We start from the raw sequence: 19,040 nt of genomic DNA, 5'->3' as shown, positions 1-19,040 counted from the left end.
GAGCGCCGAGGCGCGGGCATGAGTGGGCGGCGTCGCCCCACCGGCGCGCGCCGCGGCCACGGGGCTCGCGGGCGGCCGTCTCGGCACGGGCAACGCGGGCGCGAGAACGGCGGACGTCGCAAGCTCGCCGACCATCCGTCGGTAGCCGAGCGGCTGGAGACCGTGGATCTGCTGCTCGCCGGAGCGGTGACCGACGCGGGCGGGTTGTGGTCGCGGGCGACGGCGTGGATTCTGCGGATCGCCCTCGAACAGGCCGTCGACGAAGTGTGGCTGCGGCTGGCGCCCGCGCTGGTCCGCTGTCCGATGCGAGCGCAGCTGATCGCCTTGCGCGCCTTCGCGGGACCGGACGTTGCGGCGCGGGTCGCGGTGCTGTGGGCGGCGCTGTCGCGTGCCGCGCACCACCACGACTACGAACTCGCGCCCAGCGTCACCGATCTGCGCCGCTGGCGCGAACAGACCCTCGCTCTCGCCGCGGAGCTGGCTGCCGTCGACGCGCACCGTGGCTAGGTCGGCTTGCTCGCATCGGTTCGGGTTTCGCTGTCGGCCAGTGCCTGGTAATGCCTGCCCGAACCCCAGCCGACATGCGCCTCGCCGCGCATTCGCTCGATCATGTGCGGGTAGTGCAGCTCGAACGCGGGCCGCTCGGAGCGGATGCGCGGCAGTTCGTAGAAGTTGTGCCGCGGCGGCGGGCAGGTAGTGGCCCACTCCAGCGAGTTGCCGTAACCCCACGGATCGTCCACGGTGACGACTTCGCCGTAGCGGTAGCTCTTGAAGACGTTCCACAGGAACGGCAGCATCGAGGCGCCGAGCACGAAGGCGCCGATCGTGGAGATCATGTTCAGCAGGGTGAAATCGTCGGTGGGCAGGTAGTCGGCGTAGCGGCGCGGCATGCCCTCGGCGCCCACCCAGTGCTGCACCAGGAAGGTGGTGTGGAACCCCACCAACGTCGTCCAGAAGTGCCACTTGGCCAGGCGCTCGTCCATCATGCGCCCGGTCATCTTCGGGAACCAGAAATAGATGCCCGCGAAGGTGGCGAACACGATGGTGCCGAAGAGCACGTAGTGGAAGTGCGCCACGACGAAGTAGGAATCGGTGACGTGGAAGTCCAGCGGCGGGCTCGCCAGGATGACACCGGACAAACCGCCGAACAGGAACGTCACCAGGAAGCCGAGCGCGAACAGCATCGGCGATTCGAAGGTCAGCTGCCCCCGCCACATCGTGCCGATCCAGTTGAAGAACTTCACGCCGGTCGGCACCGCGATGAGGAAGGTCATGAACGAGAAGAACGGCAGCAGCACCGCGCCGGTGGCGAACATGTGATGCGCCCACACGGCCATGGACAGGCCCGCGATGCCCATGGTGGCGTAGACCAGCGTGGTGTAACCGAAGATCGGCTTGCGGCTGAACACCGGGAAGATCTCCGAGACGATGCCGAAGAACGGCAGCGCGATGATGTACACCTCGGGGTGGCCGAAGAACCAGAACAGGTGTTGCCACAAAAGAGTTCCGCCGGTCGCGGGGTCGTAGATGTGGCCACCTAGGCGACGATCCACCTCCAGGCCGAACAGCGCGGCGGTCAGCAGCGGGAAGACCAGCAGAACCAGGATGCTGGTGACGGTGATGTTCCAGGTGAAGATCGGCATCCGGAACATGGTCATGCCGGGCGCGCGCAGGCAGATCACGGTGGTCAGCATGTTCACACCACCGAGGATGGTGCCCAGACCGGAGACCGCCAGCCCCATGACCCACAGATCGCCCCCCACCCCCGGGGAGTGCACCATGTCGGTCAGCGGCGAGTACGCCGTCCAGCCGAAATCCGCCGCGCCGCCCGGGGTGATGAACCCCGAGGTCGCCATGGTGGCGCCGAACAGATACAGCCAGTAACTGAAGGCGTTCAACCGCGGGAAGGCGACATCGGGCGCGCCGATCTGCAGCGGCAGGACGACGTTGGCGAAGCCGAACACGATCGGAGTGGCATAGAACAGCAGCATGATCGTGCCGTGCATGGTGAACAGCTGGTTGTACTGCTCGGTCGAGAGGAACTGCAGGCCGGGCTGTGCCAGCTCACCGCGTATCAACAGCGCCATCAGGCCCCCGACCATGAAGAAGCCCACCGACGTCGTCAAGTACATGACGCCGAGCACCTTCGGGTCGGTGGTCGTCACCATCTTCCAGATATAGGAGCCCTTCGGGCCCAACCTGGCCGGATAGGGGCGCACCGCCTCCAGTTCGGGCGTTGCTCGGGGCTTTACCTCAGTCAACGATCCTCCTGAAAACGCAGCTCAGACTCAGGACCAATTCGACGTCTATAGGAAGCAAATCACAGTTCCGGTCGCTATACTCCGCGCCCCGCGAAAAAAGCCGCACAAATTGATACCCGCCGGGCGTGCCTGATGCGAGCGGCGGCAAGATCGTGCGCATGAGCGTCAGGTCCGGGAGCAGCCCGCGTAATCACAGACGGCTTGCCGACTCCGAAAGGCGGCCGGGAAGCGCCGGGTCCGGAAGCACAAGCCTGCGTGACGATCGACGATCCGCTCATTCGGAAGCGCGCACGGTATGAGTGGGCCGCGCAGGTGCCCGTGCGGGCGCGGCGAGGCATTCGACGATTGCTGTGGTCCGGTACTGCGGGGCGAGCGCGCCGCCGCCACCGCCGAGGCGCTGATGCGGTCGCGGTACACGGCGTTCGCGGTGGGCGACGCCGACTACCTGCTGCGCTCCTGGCATCCGCGCACTCGTCCCCGGGAACTGGCTCTCGATCCCGTACAACGCTGGCTCTTCCTGGAGATCGCCCGCACCGAGCACGGCGGCCTGTTCGACGACACCGGCACCGTGGAGTTCGTCGCTCATTACCGGGACGCGGACGGCCGCGGCACACTGCACGAGACCAGCAGATTCGCCCGGTCCGGCGGAGCCTGGGCCTACCTGGACGGCACGCACGACGCCTGACCGGTAGCGTCAGCGGGCATGGCACGCGTCGCGATCGAGTACTGCACCCAATGCCGCTGGCTGCTGCGGGCGAGCTGGATGGCGCAGGAATTGCTCAGCACGTTCGCCACCGAACTGGGTGAGGTCGCGCTCATCCCCGGTTCCGGCGGGGTCTTCCGGATCACCGTCGACGGCGAACAGATCTGGGAGCGCAAATCCGACGGCGGCTTCCCCGACATCGCGGTGCTCAAGCAGCGGGTGCGCGACCGAGTGGCCCCGGAGCGCGACCTCGGTCACGTCGACCGGCGCGACTGAAACCCGCAGGTGTCCCGCGCATCCGGCAGCAACAGGACGCCGCGGGCGCCACGGCGTCGCGCGAGCCCGATGCAACGCGTGGCGACCGAAGCAAGGTCAGCGGTAGCGGCAGCCCGGCGGGTCCGCGCAGGCCCCGAGGTGGGCGCGATTGAACCCGCGGCGACCGAAGCGAAGTCAGCGGCGGCCCGCTGGCGGCGTACCGCGGGGCCCGCTTGAAGCCGCAGCGGCTGGCGCCGGAGTCAGCAGCAGCTGTCCCCGTCCGGGTGTTGCAGGCCCGGCGGCGACCGATTGAACTTGCCGCGGCTGGATGGGGGAATCAGCTGCAGCAGCCGCCACCGCAGCATCCGCCACCCGCCGGGGGCGCCGCGGGGCTCGGCGCGGGCGCGTTGCCGCCGCCCCGGCTGACGGTGGCGAACGTGGTCAGCAACTTGACTGTGTCGTCATGCCCGCAAGGACAGGCCGCGGGGGCCGACGACTCCGCCATCGGGCGGGTCACCTCGAACGTGTCGCCGCAGCTGCGGCACCGATAGCTGTAACTCGGCATCCGCTCATTCTAGGGTCTGCGCCCAGGACGCGTTCGGATCGAGCTGTGCCGAACCCTTCGCGCCGCCCTCCGTAGCGCTGGCTGGGCGGCGCGGTCATGAAAGGCATCATCGAGGCCCCGGACGGCAGCGGCGCCGACATCCGACAACATCGGCCGCTAGGGTGGCGAGGGTTCCGGCACGGGGTCGGTGAGATTGTGGCGGGGACGGCCGGACGAAGGCGGATGTCCATGGTCTCCGAGTTTGCGCGCCGCCCGAGTCGTGCGCCAGCATCTCGGCCGCTATCAGAAGGAAGCCGGTGGGAAGCCCTGCCGTGATCGATTCGACACCGTGGGTCGGATACGGCGGCCTGAACAGCGGATGAATGCGTCACGACGCAGCAATGAATCGGCATCGAAATATGGCCGTACTGATCTTCGTCGTACTCTCGAAAAAGAAGTATGAGGAGGTCTGCGATGCGCGCCCAGTTCTCCGAGGCGGTGCCCGGTCCTGACGATTTCGCCGAGCCGATCGCGCGGACGGTGTACGGCGATGTGCGTGGAGTTCGCCAGGGCTCCGTTTCGTTGTGGCGCAGTATCCCCTACGCGTCCGCGCCCGCCGGTCCGGCGCGGTTCGCCCCACCGCAGCCACCACAGCCGTGGGACGGCGCACGCGACTGCACCCGCTCCGGCCGGATCGCGCCGCAGTCGATGGGCCCCATGGTGCCCGTCGACTCGGGTCTCACGATGGGTGAGGACTGCCTGTGGTTGAACGTCTGGTCGCCGCGGTATGCGGGCGGCGACTCGGTGCGGGAGCCGCGCCCGGTGCTGGTCTGGTTGCACGGCGGCGCGTACTGCCTCGGCACCGCCGCGCAGGAGATCTACGACGGGCGCAAACTGGCCCTGACCGGTGACGTCGTAGTCGTCGCGGTCAACTATCGGCTCGGCGCGCTCGGGTTCCTCGATCTGTCTTCGCTCGGCGACGACTTCGTGCCGAACCTCGGGCTGCACGACCAGATCGCCGCGCTGGAATGGGTGCGGCAGAACATCGCCGCGTTCGGCGGCGACCCCGGCAATGTCACGCTGTTCGGCGAATCCTCCGGCGCGGGCTGCGTCACCGCATTGCTGACCTCGCCGCGTGCCGAGGGCCTGTTCCACCGGGCGATCGCCCAGAGCCCGCCCGCGACCACGGTATTCGGACCGGAGCGGGCGGCGACGGTGGCGCGGAGATTCCTGGAGTTGCTGGAGTTGCCCACGTCCCGGGCCAAGGAGCTGCTGGAGTGCCCGATCGATCGGATCGTGGCGGCGGCGGGCGTCCTGCTCGACGAGATCCCGTTGAAGGAGCCCGGCAGGCTGGCGGCCGCCCCCGTGGTCGACGGGGATCTGCTGCCGACCTACCCGATCGACCGGTTCCAGCGCGGGAGTTCGCACCGGGTGCCGTTGATGATCGGCACCAACAAGGACGAGGCGTCGCTGTTCCGGCTGTTGCGCTCGCCGATCATGCCGGTGACCCCGGACGCGGTGAACGCGATGCTGCGCGACGTCGCGGCGACCCATCCGGGAATGTCACCGGAGCGGGTCGCCGAGATCACGTCGGCCTACCCGGATCTGAACAAGGCCCGCGGGGCGTTGGCCATGTCCACCGACGCGGCGTTCCGGATGCCGGCGCACTGGGTGGCCGACGGCCACGCCCAGCACTCGCCGACCTGGATGTACCGCTTCGACTACGCCACTCCGATGCTGCGGGCGGCGCGCGTCGGCGCGGGCCACGCCACCGAGCTGCCCTATGTCTTCGGCAATTTCGGCACGATCAACCGCGACCCGACCTTCTGGCTCGGCGGCCGCAAGACAGCCACGGACATCTCCGGCCGCATCATGCGCCGCTGGCTGGCCTTCGCCACCTACGGCGTCCCCGCCGCCCTGGACGGCTCCAAACACTGGCCGCCCTACCGCCTTCCGGCCCGCACCACCCTGGTCATCGACACCGCCGACCGAGTCGTCGACGACCCCGACCGCGACTTGCACACCGCCTGGGGCGGACAAGCCGTCGGCTTCAGCTAGCCTCCAACCCATGACCGGCCCCGCCAAGGCCGCCCGCCGGGCCCGTCACGACGCCATTCGTGCTCAGGTCATCGACGAGGAAGCCGAAGCCACCGAGGTCGAGGCCGCCGGAAGCTGCGAAAGCTGCTGAGGCGGGCTGTGCACCAGCAGGCTCCGGCGGGCTCACTGCTGCCGACGTCGAGGAGATCGCCCGCCGGGTGACCCGCGAAGAACTCCACCGCAGCGCGTGAAGGGGGTTCAGACGTCGGTGGAGAAGCGGATGCCGCCGTCGGGGATCTCGACGCCCGGCCAGACGCGGGCGCCGCGCAGGAGTTCGCACCGGGCGCCGATGTTCGCGCCGTCGCCGATGACACCGTCGCGGACGAGGGCGCGCGGGCCGATGCGGGCGCCGAAGCCGATGATGGTGCGCTCCACCGTGGCGCCGGCTTCGATCCGCGCGCCATCGAAGACGACCGCGCCGTCCAGGCGTGCGCCCGCGCCGATCTCGGCGCCGCGGCCGACCACCGTGCCGCCGATGAGCACCGCGCCGGGGGCGACGCCCGCTCCGGGGTGCACCAGCGATTCGCCGCGCTGACCAGGCAGGGCGGGGGAGGGGGCGATACCGCGGACCAGGTCGGCGGAGCCGCGGACGAAGTCCTCGGGGGTGCCCATGTCGCGCCAGTAGGAGGTGTCGACGTGCGCCTGGAGGCGAGCGCCCTCGGCCAGCAGCGAGGGAAACACCTCGCGCTCCACCGACACCGGACGCCCGGCCGGGATCTTCTCGATGTACTCGCGGCGGAAGACATAGCACCCGGCGTTGATCTGGTCGGTCGGCGGATCCTGGGTCTTCTCCAGGAACGCGGTGACCCGGCCGTCCTCGTCGGTGGGCACGCAGCCGAACGCGCGCGGATCGCTCACCCGGACCAGGTGCAGCGTCACGTCGGCGCGGGTGGACTCGTGCGTGTCGAGCACCGCGCCGAGATCGGTGCCGCCGAGCACGTCGCCGTTGAACACCATCACGTTGTCGGCGCGCAGCTTGGGCAGCACGTTGCGGATGGCGCCGCCGGTGCCCAGCGGCTCGGTCTCGGTGACGTACTCGATCTCCAGCCCCAGCTCGGAGCCGTCGCCGAAGTGCTCTTCGAACACCTCGGCCTTGAACGAGGTGCCCAGCACCACGTGGCTGATCCCGGCTTCCGCGATGCGGGCGAGCAGATGGGTCAGGAACGGCAACCCGGCCGTCGGCAGCATCGGCTTGGGTGCTGACAGGGTCAGCGGCCGCAACCGCGTGCCCTGCCCGCCGACCAGGATCACGGCGTCGGTGCCTGCATTTCCCGCCATCAAGGCTCCCCTGTTCACAACATCGATTCTCGTCGCGGCACCGGCTACCCGGCGTCGCGCGCCTGTTGGCGCAGGGCAGATCGAACCGCAATCTTCGAGCGCACCGCAAGTCCGGCCCGCAGCGCCAGCCGCAACGGCGCCTGCCACCAGTGCGGATGCCGGTCGGCCTGGAACCGGTAGGCGCTGGCGTGGTGGGCGGGCAGCATGACTTCGGGATGGCGGCCCGCCGCATGCCCCTTGGCATGGGTGACCTCGGCGTCCGGCACGAACACGTTGTGCCAGCCCGCCTTGCCCATCCGGTCGCCGAAGTCGACGTCCTCCATGTACATGAAGTAGCGCGAGTCGAAGCCGTCGATCGAGTCGAACGCCGAGCGCCGCACCAGCAGGCACGACCCGGACAGCCAGCCGACCGCCCGTTCGGAGATCTCCTCGTTCTCCTGCCGGTACCGGCGGGTCCACGGGTTGGACTTCCACACCGTGCCCAGAATCGCGTGACCGGCGCCGTCGAGCAGTCCCGGCACCCGCCGGGCGGAGGGATACACGCTGCCGTCCGGCTCCAGCACCAGCGGCCCGAGGGCGCCCGCGCGTGGCCAGCGCCCGGCCGCCTCGAGCAGCTTGTCGATGGAATCGGCGCCCCAGCGGATGTCGGGGTTGGCGATCACGATGAACTCGATGGCCGGATCGATCTCCGCGACGGCACGGTTGATCGCGCCGCCATAGCCGATGTTGCCGCCGGTGCGCAGCAGCCGCACGTGCGAGTTGGCCTCCGCGACCAGCTCCGGAACGCCGTCCACCGACCCGTTGTCGGCGAGGATCACCTGCGGTTTCTCCGTGGTGGCCGCGGCGAGGGTGGTGATGAAGTGCTCGAGGTGTTCACCCGGCGAGTAGGTCACCGTGACGACGGCAAGCGTGCTCATGAACGCCCACCCTAGCCGGACCGGCGCGCCAGCGCGTCGCCCAGTGCCGTACGCCAAGCCCGCAGGGGGGTCAGCCCCGCGTTGTCCCAGGCACGCGGTGACAGCACCGAATATGCCGGGCGCCGTGCGGGTCTGGGAAACGCGGACGAGGCACAGGGCCGGACCCGCTCCGGGTCGGCGCCGATCCCGGCGAACACCGCGCGGGCGAGTTCGAACCGGCTGGCCTGGCCCGCGTTGGTGGCGTGCAGGATTCGCGGCGCGTCCGGTCGCCCCGCCAGCTCCAGCAGTGCGGCGGCCAGATCGGCGGCGTAGGTGGGTGAGCCGATTTCGTCGTCCACCACGTCGACGGTGTCGCGTTCCCGTTCCAACCGCAGCATCGTCGCGACGAAATCGCCGCCGCGCCCGGTGTATACCCATGCGGTGCGCACCACGTGTGCGTTCGGGCACCCGGCCAGGACCGCCTGCTCGCCGGCGAGCTTGGATTTTCCGTAGACGGATGCTGGTCCGGTCGGATCGGTGGTGTCATATGGCCGCTGGTGGGTACCTGGAAAGACATAGTCGGTGGACAGATGGATCAGCCGTGCCCCGAGCGCCGCGCACGCCTCGGCGAGCACGGCCGGTCCGGTCGCGTTACCCGCGTACGCTGCCTCGGTCTCGGTTTCGGCCCGGTCGACGGCGGTGTAGGCGGCGCAGTTCAGCACCACGTCGCCGGGTGTGAGTACCGCGCGCACGGCGGCGGGGTCGGTGATGTCGAGTTCGGCGCGCCCGTAGCCGTGGGCGGCCGGCGCGAGACGCAGCAGTTCCCGGCCCACCTGCCCGTGCGCTCCCGTGACGACGAGGCGTGCGGATACGGTGGATTCGGGCGCGGTGAGGTCGGTCACGGGCGCAAGTCTGGCATGCCGCCGCACTCGCGGTTGAGGTCCTTCGCAGTAACCGTTCGTTAGCTCGAGGCGTCGGGGGGATCCCGGAACCGGGCGGGGCGGGCGGGAACCATAGGTGGCGGAGCGATAGCGCACACGTCGCCATGAACTCAGTTTCGGCGAGAGGATGCAGAGTTGTCGCAGCGGAGGGGCACATCGGTGTCGTCGGGGCCGCCCCAGCCCAGCACACAGTCGTTCGGACCGTTGCGCTCGCTCGCCGCGGCCGCCGCCGTCATCGTGCTCGTGCTCACCGGATTCGCCTGGCGCAGCGTCGATGCGCTGGTCGCGAACATCGAGCGCATCGGTGACCTCGGACTCGGCGGCGGCCGGGACGGCGCGGTGGACATCCTGCTGGTCGGCGTGGACAGCCGGACCGACGCGCACGGCAATCCGCTGTCCGACCGCGAGCGCGCCATCCTGCACGCGGGCGATGAGACCGGCACCAACACCGACACCATCGTGCTGCTGCGCGTGCCGAACGACGGTCGCTCGGCCACCGCGATCTCCATTCCGCGCGACTCCTACGTCGACATCCCCGGCCTCGGCATGGGCAAGATCAACTCGGCCTACGGCGTGACCAAGGCGGCCCAGTACGTGAAGCTGACCGAGCAGGGCGTCTCGGAGACCGACGCGGAACGGCAGTCCACCCAGGCGGGCAGGCAGGCGCTGATCAAGACCGTGGCCGCCCTGACCGGGCTCACCGTCGACCACTACGCCGAGGTGAGCCTGCTCGGCTTCGTGCTGCTCACCGACGCGGTCGGCGGGGTCGAGGTGTGCCTGCGAAACCCCGTCGAGGAATGGATGTCCGGCGCCGATTTCCCGGCGGGCCGTCAGCGCCTGGACGGGTCGCGGGCGCTGAGCTTCGTGCGCCAGCGCCACAATCTGCAGCGCGGCGACATCGATCGCATTGTTCGCCAGCAGGTGTTCATGGCGCAGTTGGTCCGGCAAGTGCTCAGCGCGAAGACCCTCAGCAGTCCGGGCACATTGCACAAGCTCAGCGACGCGGTGGGACGGACGATCGTGGTGGACGAGGGCTGGGACGTGCTCGCCTTCCTCCAGCAGTTGAAGGATCTCTCCGGCGGGCAGGTGACCTTCGAGACCATTCCGGTCGCCGACCTCAACGGGGAGACCAGCAACGGCGAATCCGTGGTCAAGATCGAGCCCAAGGCCGTCAAGACCTACATCGCCTCGCTGGTCGGCGAAGTGGAACCCACGCGGACACCCGAGTCCGGCGGCGACCCGGCGACGGTGACCGTCAACGTCTACAACGCGGGCGGCGTCGGCGGGCTCGCGGCGGAGGTGGCGCAGGCGCTGAGCGCCAAGGGCTTCCGCCAAGGCGCGGTGTCCAACTACACCGGTGAGCGGGTGACCGGCAGCCGGGTGCTCGCCGCGGACCCGTCGAGCCGGAAGGCCAAGGCGGTCGCCACGGCGCTCGGCGGGCTGCCGATCCTCGCGGATCCGGCGCTGTCGCCGGATTCGGTGAGCGTCGTGCTGGCGAGCGACTATTCTGGTCCGGGCTCGGCGGCCGGGCGGGTGTTCGACTTCTCCGGGACGTCGACCTCCGCAACGCCCGTCCCACCCGCCCCCCCGATCGATGCAGGCCAGAACGGACCGAAATGCGTGAACTGAACCATGCGTGACATCGACCAGGCACACACACTCACCGAAGCGGTACTCGATCCGATCCTCGCCCGCGAGCCCGCGGGCCCGCGCGTCACCTATTACGACGACGCGACCGGCGCGCGGATCGAACTGTCCGGCCTGACCCTGGCGAACTGGGCGGCCAAGACCGCCAACCTGATTCGCGACGAATTCGGTCTGAGCCCGGGCGCCCGGGTCGCCGTGCTGCTGCCCGCGCATTGGCAGACCGCCGCGGTGCTGCTCGGCTGCTGGTGGGCGGGCACCGAGGTGGTGCTGCACCCCGACGAGGACGCCGACTTGGCCTTGGCGACCCCCGCTCGCCTCGACGAGACCGACGGCGCCGGTGAGGTGGCGGCCCTGTCGCTGGACGCCATGGGCTCCCCGGTGCGTGATCTGCCGGTGGGCATCACCGATTTCGCCACCTCCGTCCGCGTGCACGGCGACCAGTTCCTGCCCCGCGGCGCCGGTGTCGCGCTGGAGGGCATGCCGGTCGCCGAGGTGCTCGCCGAGGCACGGAAATCGGCGCTGCGGCAAGGCTTCGCCGAGGGCGACCGGGTGCTGTCCAGCACGCCGTGGGACACCCCGGCCGAACTCGTCGACGCCTACGTAGCGGTGCTCGCCGCAGGCGCCTCGCTGGTGCAGGTGGTCAACCCCGATCCGGCGCTGCGCGACCGGCGAATCGCGTCGGAACGAGTGACCGCGCAGCGTCTGTGACTCATCGTGATCCCGGCACCGCGGTGGCTCCTACCGCGGTATAGGCGCCGATCCGACCATAGGACGTTCCACTAGTTGGCGGACTTCCGTACGGTGGAGTGGACAGCACAACGACGGGGTTGAATATGAAGCCACAGTATTGGTTCCGCTGGTTGTCGGTACAGGGCGCACCTCGCCTCGCGCTGCGTTTACAGGACCGCCGCGGCGACCCGTTCGCCGCATTGATGGCCGGGGCCGCCGGCTGCGATGACCCCTACCCGCTGATCGAGCAGTTGCGCGGGCAAGGCAGGCTGCTGCGGACCTCGATCGCGTGGGCGACCTTCGACCACGAACTGTGCCGTTCCATCCTGCGTGACACCCGTTTCGGAGTGCGCACCACGGAGAGCTTCAACATCCCCAAACCGATGCAGAAGCTCGCCGCGCGCTTCCCGCTGCCGCCGAACCCGGTCGAGCCGCCGTCGATGCTGGTGATCGATCCGCCGGAGCACACCCGGATGCGCAAGCCGGTCGCTTCGGCGTTCACCCCGCGCGCCGTCCGCAGGCTGCGCGATCGCGTCGAGACGGTCACCGAGGAGCTGCTGAACGCGCTGCCCGCGGGCGGCCCGGCCGATCTGATCGAGTCGTACGCCTCGCAGGTGCCGATCGCGATCATCTCCGAGATGCTCGGCTTCCCTGACGAGGACAAGGCGAGGTTCCTCGACTGGGGCGATCAGATGACGCCGTTGCTGGACATCGGCGTCTCCTGGCGCGTGTATCGCAAGGCCCTGCTGGCCATGGAGGTGATGAACGAGTACCTGGACCGGCACATCGAACGGCTGCGCCGGGAACCGGGCGAGGACATCCTCAGCAGCCTGGTCACCGCGGGCGACCTGGACTCCGTCGCGCTCAAGGCCACCGCGAGCCTGCTCATGGGCGCCGGCTTCGAGACGACGGTCAACCTGATCGGCAACGGCGTCGCACAGCTGCTGGCCCACCCCGACCAGCTGGAGCGGCTGCGTGCCGAGCCGGAGCTGTGGCCCAACGCCGTCGAGGAGATCCTGCGCTTCGACTCGCCGGTGCACACCACCGCGCGGACCGCGTTGGCCGACGTGGAGCTCGACGGCGTCCTGGTGCGCGCGGGCAACACGGTGGTGCTGTCGCTGGCCGGCGCCAACTACGACCCCGCGGTCTTCGCCGATCCCGGACGGTTCGACGTCGGGCGCGAGAACGCCAAGGACCACCTGTCCTTCAGCAGCGGCGTGCACGCCTGCCTCGGCGCCAGCCTGGCCAGGATGGAGGGCGGCTACGCGCTGCGGGCGCTGTTCGAGCGGTTCCCCGACTTGCGCCTGGATGGTGCGCCGAAGCGGCGCAAGCTGTTCACGCTGCACGGCTATGAGCGGATGCCGGTCCAGCTAGGCCGCCGTGCGCAGGCGCCGGAACCGTCGGCGGTGTGATCAGCCTGCGCTCTTCCAGACGTAGCGAGTCTTCGGACGACCTGCTCTGCCGTAGTCCGAGCGCCGGATCACCAGGCCGTCGTCGGCGAGTTTCTCCAGATAACGCCAGGCGGTGATGCGGGAGACCCCGATCGCGGTCGCGGTGTCCGCGGCCGTGACGCCCTCGTTCTCGGCGGCGCGCACTGCCCGGGAGATCTCGTCCAGCGTCTGCGGCGCGACGCCCTTGGGGGTGGCAGCGCGCTGGTCGGGAGTGCGCAACGCGCTCAACGCCCGATCGATGTCGTGCTGCGAGATAGCGCTCTCGCCCGCGGGTAGTGCGGTGCGGAACTCGCGGTAGCGGTCCAGCTTGTCGCGGAACGCGGCGAACGTGAACGGCTTCAGCAGGTACAGCACGACGCCGTGCGACACGGCCGTGCGCACCAAGGCGAGATCGCGCGCGGAGGTGATCGCGATGACGTCCGGGCGCGGCGCCAGCCCGGTCAGCGCGGCGGCGACGTCCAGGCCGCTGGCGTCCGGTAGTCCGATGTCCATCAGCACCAGGTCGATCGGAGTGCCCTCGGCGGCGGCATCGGCCGCCGCGCGCATCGCCTCGCGTCCGGTATGGGCGACGCCGACGGGCGTGAATCCGGCGATGCGCTCCACGTAGGCGCGGTGCGCTTCGGCGATCAGCGGCTCGTCCTCGACGATAAGCACTCGGATCATCGTGCTTCCTTTCGTGGAATCGTCACGGTCACCGCGCTTTCGGGATCCCGTTGGGTGCGGATGGTTCCGCCGTGGCGGGCCACCAGCCGGTGGACCAGTGCGAGACCGAGCCCGTGATGGTGGGCTTTGGTCGAATAGCCGCGTTGCGACGCGCGCGCGAACATCTCCGCCGACATTCCTGGCCCGCTGTCGGCGACCCGGACGACCAGCATGGCCGCGCCGTTCACCGCCCCGGCAGCGGTGTCCAGCTTCTGATGCCGCAACGTGACCTCCACCCAGCCGGACGGGCTGTCCGCCGCGGCGTCGATCGCGTTGTCGATGAGATTGCCGACCAACGTGACGGTTTCGTGCGGCGACAGCGGGTCCACCGAATCGAGGGCGGTGTCGTCGGTGATGGTCAGCTCGATGCCGCGTTCGGCGGCCTGGTTCACCTTGCCGAGCAACAGCGCGGCGAGCGCGGGCGCGCCGACCGCCGCGAACAGCCGGTCGATCAGCGCCTGGGACATCTGGAGCTCCGAGGTGGCGAAGTCGACGGCTTCCTGATGGCGGCCGAGTTCAACCATGGTGACCACCGTGTGCAGCCGGTTCGCGGACTCGTGCGCCTGCGCCTGCAGCGACTCCGCGAAGCTGCGCACGGAATCGAGTTCGCCCATCACCGCCTGCAATTCGGTATGGTCGCGAATCGTCATCACCGTGCCGATCTGGCGGCCCTCCCACTCCACGGTGTCCTGGTTGACCAGCAGGATCCGATCGGTGGTCACATGCATCTCGTCGCGCACGGTGCCCGAGCTCATCCGCTGTAGCGACAGTGGGAGGTCGCTGCGCCGCACCGCGCCCGCGGGCAGGTCGAGCAGGCGGCGCGCCTCGTCGTTGACCACCTCGGCGTTCTCGCCGGACGATCCGAACACCATCAGTCCCTCGCGGACCGAGTGCAGCACGGCGTCATGGTGCTCGTACATCACGCGCAGTTCGTCGGGTGCCAGGCCGTGGGTCTGCCGCCGCAGCCGGCGGCTCAGCAGGAACGATCCCATCGCCGCGATCAGCAACCCCGCGCCCGCGACGCCGAGGATCACCGGAAGCTGGGTGGCGACCTGGTCGCCGATCTTCGCGCGGGTCACACCCACGGCGACCAGAGCGACGATCCTGCCGTCGTCGTGGACCGGAGTGACGGCCCGGATGGAGGGGCCGAGGCTGCCGGTGTACGTCTCGGTGAAGGTCTCGCCCGCCAGCGCGCGATCGATGTTGCCGCTGAACGGCAGTCCGATCATCGCGGGATTGGTGTGCGTGTAGCGGGTTCGATCCGGCGCCATGACGACGATGAAGTCCATGCCGGTCTCGCGCCGGATCTCCTCGGCCACCGGCTGCAGCAGCACCGCCGGATCGGGGGTGCGGACGGCTTCGATGGTGAAGGGCGAATCGGCCACGGTCACCGCGACGTCGGTGACTTCGCGGGTGGTGATGACGTCGCTGTCGCGCCTGGCGTCCAGCACCGCGAGCACCGCCGCGATCACGACCATCATCGCTAGCACGACCAACTGGAAGACGAAGGCCTGACCGGCGAGGGAGAGCCGCCTGAGTCTCACAAGCTCTTCCTCCACTGAAAGTAATGCACCAAACAGTGACCGGAGTCACCCGGCCGACCATCATTCTGCCTGGGGGGCGTGAGCCACCTCACTTCGGTACCTCTCGAAGGGAAACCCTCGCCATGAGCGACTCGACTCGAACGCGGCACGACCGCACCCATTGGCTGTACCTGGCTGTCATCGTGGCGGTGGTCGCGGGCGTACTGGTCGGCTGGCTGGCGCCCGGCGTCGCGCAGTCGTTCGCGCCGCTCGGCACCATCTTCGTCAATCTCATCAAGATGATGATCGCTCCCGTCATCTTCTGCACCATCGTGCTCGGGATCGGCTCGGTGCGCGCGGCTGCCACGGTCGGCAAGGTCGGCGGCCTGGCGATCGGCTACTTCCTGGTCATGTCGACCATCGCGCTCGGGATCGGCCTGGTCGTCGGCAACCTGCTGCAACCGGGTACCGGGCTGAACATCGCCAAGTCGACCAAAGCCGGTCACGATCTGGCCGACAAGGCGCACAGTGCGGGCGGCACCTGGGACTTCATCCAGAACATCGTTCCCTCCACGCTGCTGTCCTCGCTCACCGCAGGCAACGTCCTGCAAGCGCTGTTCGTCGCGCTGCTGGTCGGTTTCGCGGTGCAGGCCATGGGCGCGGCGGGCGAGCCGATCGTGCGTGGGGTGGCACTGCTGCAGAAGCTGGTCTTCCGGATCCTGGTGATGATCCTGTGGCTGGCGCCGGTCGGCGCCTTCGGCGCGATCGCCAACGTGGTCGGCAAGACCGGCCTGGACGCGGTGGTGAAGCTGGGCACGCTGATGATCGCGTTCTACCTGACCTGCTTGGTGTTCGTCTTCGGTGTGCTGGGCGTGCTGCTGTGGTCGGTCTCGCGGGTGTCGATCTTCAAGCTGGTTCGCTATCTGGCGCGGGAGTACCTGCTGATCGTCGCGACGTCGTCCTCGGAATCGGCGCTGCCGCGTTTGATCGCGAAGATGGATCACTTGGGCGTCGAGCGCACCACGGTGGGTGTCGTCGTGCCGACCGGGTATTCGTTCAACCTGGACGGCACCGCCATCTACCTGACCATGGCGTCGCTGTTCATCGCCGAGGCGATGGGCAAGCCGCTGTCCGTCGGCGAGCAGGTCGGCCTGCTGCTGTTCATGATCGTCGCGTCCAAGGGGGCGGCAGGCGTCACCGGGGCGGGCCTGGCCACGCTGGCCGGCGGATTGCAGAGCCACCGGCCCGAGCTCCTCGACGGCGTCGGCGTGATCGTCGGCATCGACCGCTTCATGTCCGAGGCGCGGGCGCTGACCAACTTCTCCGGCAACGCGGTCGCCACGGTGCTGATCGGCACCTGGACCAAGACCGTCGACGCGGACCAGGTACGCGAGGTGCTCGACCGCAAGCTGCCGTTCGATGAGCGCACCATGGTCGACGACGACCACGGGACGCCCGGCGCACCGCTCACCCAGGAGACCGAGGCCATAGATCTGGTCAAGGCGTAAACCGGTGAACGACGAAGGGCCCGCATGACCTGCGGGCCCTTCGTGGCGTCCGGGTCAGGCCGTCCACTTCTCCGGGTGGAGGTGGTGCTGGGTGATCGCGCTGGCGTGGCCGTGCCCGAACCCGTGCTCGGTCTTCAGCCACTCGACGAGTTCCTTGTGCGAGGTCAGCCCGGTGGCGCGCATGGCGGCTTTCCACTCGTCGATGGTGCGGCCGTACTTGGCCTCGATGGAGGGAAAGTAGGACGCGGGGCCGTGCGGCTTGGTCGCCATGGTCGATCTCCTTGCTCGTCGTGCGTTCGATGGTTATGACGGGGCGAGATCCGGCAACTCATCGCCGGGTCGGCGCATATGTCTCGGATCACCTCGCGGCCTGATTCCACTGCGCTGCCGCAGGATTCGGCGGCCGGTGGTGGCGGCCTGTCACGCCGTCGCGGCCGCGTGACGGTCGCGCGGGCCGTGCTCGCGGATCAGCAGCGCACCGGTCAGCGCGACCAGCGCGGCGGTCAGGCCGTGGATGCCGAATGCCGCGGCGGCGGAACCGTTCCAGCTCAGCACGGTGAGCATGTCGCCGAGCGGCACCAGCGCGACGACCAGGCTCACGATGCCCAGCGCGTACCGCTGTCGGAGGCCGAGCAGGACCAGGATCAGCACGCCGAAGACGGTGTCCCGCACGCCCTTCAGGTTCATGAACGCCGCCGCGTCACCGTCCGGCCAGGCGGGAAGCCCGAAGCCCGGGGCGATGGTGCCGGGCGCGACCAGGTAGCTGAATCTTTACCGAAGCGTGCGATGAGTAGGTGGTCGACCTCATCGAGTACCAGTGGTGAGACGACCGCGACGGGACGTCGCGAGCAGCTCGCGGACACGTGCGCCCTGGGGAGCCGCGCTGTCGTAGGCCGCGATGATCGCTGACGTGTCGGCGATGAAGAAGCTCACTGTTCGACGGCGATGGCGGCGGCGCGCATCCGCCGCGAGGACCATCCGCCGGTAGCGTGGGGGTATGGCTGATGTGGTGGTGGTCGGCTCCGGGCCGAACGGGCTCGCCGCCGCGGTGATCATGGCCAGGGCGGGGCTGGCCGTGGAGGTCTACGAGGCGGAGGCGACGCCGGGGGGTGGATCGCGGACGGCCGAGCTGACACTGCCCGGCTACCGGCACGACGTGTGTGCCGGCGCGCATCCGATGGCGTTGGCGTCGCCGATGTTCCGCGCGTTCGATCTGGGCGCGCACGGTGTCGAGCTGCTCACCCCGGAGGTGTCCTACGCGCATCCGCTCGATGGCGGCGTCGCCGGGCTGGCCTGGCGGGATCTGGAGCGGACAGTCGATGGCCTCGGTCGCGACGGCGCGGCCTGGCGCAGGTTGTTCGCGCCGCTGGTGCGGCACTGGCCGGACGTGGTCGATCTCGGAATGTCGGATCTGCGCCGCGTGCCATCGGGGCTCGCGACCGCAATCCGTTTCGGCCTGCGCACGCTCGAGCAGGGATCCCCGCTGTGGGACATCAGGTTCGACGACGAGGTTGCCCCCGCCCTGCTGACCGGCGTCGCCACCCACGCCATCATCCCGCCGCGCGCGATCACGGCCGCCGGGGCCGGGCTGATGCTGGCGACTCTGGGCCATGCCGGGGGCTGGGTTCTTCCGCGCGGCGGCAGCCAGGCGATACCGGACGCGCTGATCGCCGAGCTGGAACGTCTCGGCGGCCGGGTGCACACCGGGCACCGGGTCGACTCGCTGGACGAGTTCGCCGGCGCCCGCGCGATCCTGCTCGACATCGCCCCGGCCGAGCTGCTGCGCATCGCGGAGCATCGGTTGCCCGCACGCTATGCGAAGCGACTGCGGCGCTTCCGCTACGGTGGCGCGGCCTGCAAGGTCGACTTCGCCCTTTCCGGTCCGGTGCCGTGGCAGGCCGAAGGCTGTGCGCTGGCCGGAACGGTGCACGTGATCGGCACCCGCGCCGAAGCCATGGCGGCCGAGCACGCCGTCGCCATGGGACGACATGCCGAACGCCCGTACGTGCTGTCCATCCAGCCCGGCGTGGTCGACTCCACACGCGCGCCCGCAGGCGGCCACACCTTCTACACCTACGCCCACGTGCCGAACGGCTCCACCCGCGACATCAGTGAGGACGTGATCGCCCAGGTGGAGCGCTTCGCACCGGGTTTCCGCGACCTGATCGTGGCCAAGAACGTCCGCACCGCGGCAGAAATGCCAGCCCACAACGCCAACTACATCGGCGGCGACATCTCCGCGGGCGCGATGACTCTGCGTCAGTTCGCATTCCGCCCGGCGCCCCGCTGGAACCCCTACGCCACTTCCATTCCCGGCGTCTACCTGTGCTCCTCGGCCACCCCGCCAGGGCCGGGCGTACACGGCATGAGCGGCATGCATGCCGCACGCCACGCCCTACGCGACCGTTTCGCCGTCCGCACCGACCCCTTCGACCTCCTGCGCACCTCAGCCACTCAGCTCCACTGAGAATCTCGCACACCTGCGGCACCCGCAATACGGCGCCG

18 protein-coding genes are annotated in these 19,040 nt (G+C 69.4%); 9 read left to right on the top strand and 9 right to left on the bottom strand.

The window, feature by feature from the left end; translation table 11 throughout:
* Window positions 1–18: 18 nt before the first annotated feature.
* Window positions 19–507, top strand: a complete 489-nt coding sequence (locus IU459_RS17595; RefSeq protein ID WP_195130622.1) for a hypothetical protein — start codon at window positions 19–21, stop codon at window positions 505–507.
* Here the strand turns inward: IU459_RS17595 and ctaD are convergent.
* A complete protein-coding gene (gene ctaD, locus IU459_RS17590; protein WP_195130621.1) occupies window positions 504–2,261 on the bottom strand; it encodes an aa3-type cytochrome oxidase subunit I in 1,758 nt (585 codons plus the stop codon). The two genes, IU459_RS17595 and ctaD, sit on opposite strands and share 4 nt — an antisense overlap.
* 295 nt (window positions 2,262–2,556) lie before the next feature.
* Between ctaD and IU459_RS17585 the strand changes: the two genes are divergently transcribed.
* On the top strand, window positions 2,557–2,946 hold the full coding sequence (locus IU459_RS17585) for a YchJ family protein (protein ID WP_195130620.1): 390 nt from the start codon (window positions 2,557–2,559) through the stop codon (window positions 2,944–2,946).
* An 18-nt stretch (window positions 2,947–2,964) separates the two neighbouring features.
* Entirely contained in the window at window positions 2,965–3,240 is a 276-nt protein-coding gene (locus IU459_RS17580) for a SelT/SelW/SelH family protein (protein WP_195130619.1), read from the top strand.
* A gap of 316 nt (window positions 3,241–3,556) precedes the next feature.
* Here the strand turns inward: IU459_RS17580 and IU459_RS17575 are convergent, their stop codons facing one another.
* Window positions 3,557–3,784 carry an FmdB family zinc ribbon protein gene (locus IU459_RS17575; protein WP_195130618.1) on the bottom strand — a complete coding sequence of 76 codons (228 nt, stop codon included), beginning with the start codon at window positions 3,782–3,784 and terminating at the stop codon, window positions 3,557–3,559.
* 453 nt (window positions 3,785–4,237) lie between these two features.
* On the opposite strand from IU459_RS17575, the gene IU459_RS17570 reads away from it, so the two are divergent.
* The gene (locus tag IU459_RS17570) at window positions 4,238–5,821 is read left to right on the top strand and encodes a carboxylesterase/lipase family protein (RefSeq protein WP_195130617.1); all 1,584 of its coding nucleotides are present in this window, start codon (window positions 4,238–4,240) and stop codon (window positions 5,819–5,821) included.
* 237 nt (window positions 5,822–6,058) lie between these two features.
* Here the strand turns inward: IU459_RS17570 and IU459_RS17565 are convergent, their stop codons facing one another.
* From IU459_RS17565 to rfbD, 3 genes are read right to left on the bottom strand one after another with little or no spacing between them, the layout of a single operon-like run.
* On the bottom strand, window positions 6,059–7,138 hold the full coding sequence (locus tag IU459_RS17565; protein ID WP_195130616.1) for a sugar phosphate nucleotidyltransferase: 1,080 nt from the start codon (window positions 7,136–7,138) through the stop codon (window positions 6,059–6,061).
* Between the two features lie 44 nt (window positions 7,139–7,182).
* Window positions 7,183–8,055 carry a glycosyltransferase family 2 protein gene (locus IU459_RS17560; RefSeq protein ID WP_195130615.1) on the bottom strand — a complete coding sequence of 291 codons (873 nt, stop codon included), beginning with the start codon at window positions 8,053–8,055 and terminating at the stop codon, window positions 7,183–7,185.
* An 11-nt stretch (window positions 8,056–8,066) separates the two neighbouring features.
* The gene (rfbD, locus tag IU459_RS17555) at window positions 8,067–8,936 is read right to left on the bottom strand and encodes a dTDP-4-dehydrorhamnose reductase (RefSeq protein WP_195130614.1); all 870 of its coding nucleotides are present in this window, start codon (window positions 8,934–8,936) and stop codon (window positions 8,067–8,069) included.
* Between the two features lie 198 nt (window positions 8,937–9,134).
* On the opposite strand from rfbD, the gene IU459_RS17550 reads away from it, so the two are divergent.
* The 3 genes from IU459_RS17550 (at window position 9,135) to IU459_RS17540 (ending at window position 12,763) form a co-directional block, all read left to right on the top strand.
* Window positions 9,135–10,604, top strand: coding sequence for an LCP family protein (locus tag IU459_RS17550; protein WP_440446503.1), 1,470 nt, complete (start codon window positions 9,135–9,137; stop codon window positions 10,602–10,604).
* Window positions 10,605–10,607: 3 nt separating this feature from the next.
* Window positions 10,608–11,330: a TIGR03089 family protein gene (locus IU459_RS17545; RefSeq protein WP_195130613.1), complete on the top strand. Its 723-nt coding sequence runs from the start codon at window positions 10,608–10,610 to the stop codon at window positions 11,328–11,330.
* Between the two features lie 125 nt (window positions 11,331–11,455).
* Window positions 11,456–12,763, top strand: coding sequence for a cytochrome P450 (locus IU459_RS17540; RefSeq protein WP_195130612.1), 1,308 nt, complete (start codon window positions 11,456–11,458; stop codon window positions 12,761–12,763).
* Here the strand turns inward: IU459_RS17540 and IU459_RS17535 are convergent, their stop codons facing one another.
* Together IU459_RS17535 and IU459_RS17530 are read right to left on the bottom strand one after the other, a co-directional pair.
* A complete protein-coding gene (locus tag IU459_RS17535; protein WP_195130611.1) occupies window positions 12,764–13,465 on the bottom strand; it encodes a response regulator in 702 nt (233 codons plus the stop codon).
* A complete protein-coding gene (locus IU459_RS17530; RefSeq protein ID WP_195130729.1) occupies window positions 13,462–14,985 on the bottom strand; it encodes an ATP-binding protein in 1,524 nt (507 codons plus the stop codon). The genes IU459_RS17535 and IU459_RS17530 overlap by 4 nt, the downstream gene beginning before the upstream one ends.
* Window positions 14,986–15,170: 185 nt before the next feature.
* Here IU459_RS17530 and IU459_RS17525 point away from each other — a divergent pair, with 185 nt between their 5' ends.
* Window positions 15,171–16,535: a cation:dicarboxylate symporter family transporter gene (locus IU459_RS17525; protein WP_195130610.1), complete on the top strand. Its 1,365-nt coding sequence runs from the start codon at window positions 15,171–15,173 to the stop codon at window positions 16,533–16,535.
* 54 nt (window positions 16,536–16,589) lie between these two features.
* Here the strand turns inward: IU459_RS17525 and IU459_RS17520 are convergent, their stop codons facing one another.
* Both IU459_RS17520 and IU459_RS17515 read right to left on the bottom strand, forming a co-directional pair.
* The gene (locus IU459_RS17520) at window positions 16,590–16,805 is read right to left on the bottom strand and encodes a DUF4287 domain-containing protein (RefSeq protein WP_195130609.1); all 216 of its coding nucleotides are present in this window, start codon (window positions 16,803–16,805) and stop codon (window positions 16,590–16,592) included.
* A 150-nt stretch (window positions 16,806–16,955) separates the two neighbouring features.
* Entirely contained in the window at window positions 16,956–17,294 is a 339-nt protein-coding gene (locus tag IU459_RS17515; protein WP_195130728.1) for a DUF4267 domain-containing protein, read from the bottom strand.
* 238 nt (window positions 17,295–17,532) lie between these two features.
* On the opposite strand from IU459_RS17515, the gene IU459_RS17510 reads away from it, so the two are divergent.
* Entirely contained in the window at window positions 17,533–19,002 is a 1,470-nt protein-coding gene (locus IU459_RS17510; protein ID WP_195130608.1) for a phytoene desaturase family protein, read from the top strand.
* The last annotated feature ends 38 nt before the right edge of the window (window positions 19,003–19,040 follow it).

It is taken from the genome of Nocardia amamiensis (genome assembly GCF_015477605.1).
In the GTDB taxonomy this organism is placed as follows: Bacteria; Actinomycetota; Actinomycetes; order Mycobacteriales; family Mycobacteriaceae; genus Nocardia; species Nocardia amamiensis_A.
This window is presented reverse-complemented; position numbering and strand designations above follow the sequence as displayed.

What these genes read in the sequence shown, in the direction of transcription:
- IU459_RS17595 (WP_195130622.1), top strand. Translation starts at nt 19, where the DNA reads ATGAGTGGGCGGCGTCGCCCCACCGGCGCGCGCCGCGGCCACGGGGCT.
- IU459_RS17585 (WP_195130620.1), top strand. Translation starts at nt 2,557, where the DNA reads ATGAGTGGGCCGCGCAGGTGCCCGTGCGGGCGCGGCGAGGCATTCGAC.
- IU459_RS17580 (WP_195130619.1), top strand. Translation starts at nt 2,965, where the DNA reads ATGGCACGCGTCGCGATCGAGTACTGCACCCAATGCCGCTGGCTGCTG.
- IU459_RS17575 (WP_195130618.1), bottom strand. Translation starts at nt 3,784, where the DNA reads ATGCCGAGTTACAGCTATCGGTGCCGCAGCTGCGGCGACACGTTCGAG.
- IU459_RS17570 (WP_195130617.1), top strand. Translation starts at nt 4,238, where the DNA reads ATGCGCGCCCAGTTCTCCGAGGCGGTGCCCGGTCCTGACGATTTCGCC.
- IU459_RS17565 (WP_195130616.1), bottom strand. Translation starts at nt 7,138, where the DNA reads ATGGCGGGAAATGCAGGCACCGACGCCGTGATCCTGGTCGGCGGGCAG.
- IU459_RS17560 (WP_195130615.1), bottom strand. Translation starts at nt 8,055, where the DNA reads ATGAGCACGCTTGCCGTCGTCACGGTGACCTACTCGCCGGGTGAACAC.
- IU459_RS17545 (WP_195130613.1), top strand. Translation starts at nt 10,608, where the DNA reads ATGCGTGACATCGACCAGGCACACACACTCACCGAAGCGGTACTCGAT.
- IU459_RS17540 (WP_195130612.1), top strand. Translation starts at nt 11,456, where the DNA reads ATGAAGCCACAGTATTGGTTCCGCTGGTTGTCGGTACAGGGCGCACCT.
- IU459_RS17535 (WP_195130611.1), bottom strand. Translation starts at nt 13,465, where the DNA reads ATGATCCGAGTGCTTATCGTCGAGGACGAGCCGCTGATCGCCGAAGCG.
- IU459_RS17530 (WP_195130729.1), bottom strand. Translation starts at nt 14,985, where the DNA reads ATGATGGTCGTGATCGCGGCGGTGCTCGCGGTGCTGGACGCCAGGCGC.
- IU459_RS17525 (WP_195130610.1), top strand. Translation starts at nt 15,171, where the DNA reads ATGAGCGACTCGACTCGAACGCGGCACGACCGCACCCATTGGCTGTAC.
- IU459_RS17520 (WP_195130609.1), bottom strand. Translation starts at nt 16,805, where the DNA reads ATGGCGACCAAGCCGCACGGCCCCGCGTCCTACTTTCCCTCCATCGAG.
- IU459_RS17510 (WP_195130608.1), top strand. Translation starts at nt 17,533, where the DNA reads ATGGCTGATGTGGTGGTGGTCGGCTCCGGGCCGAACGGGCTCGCCGCC.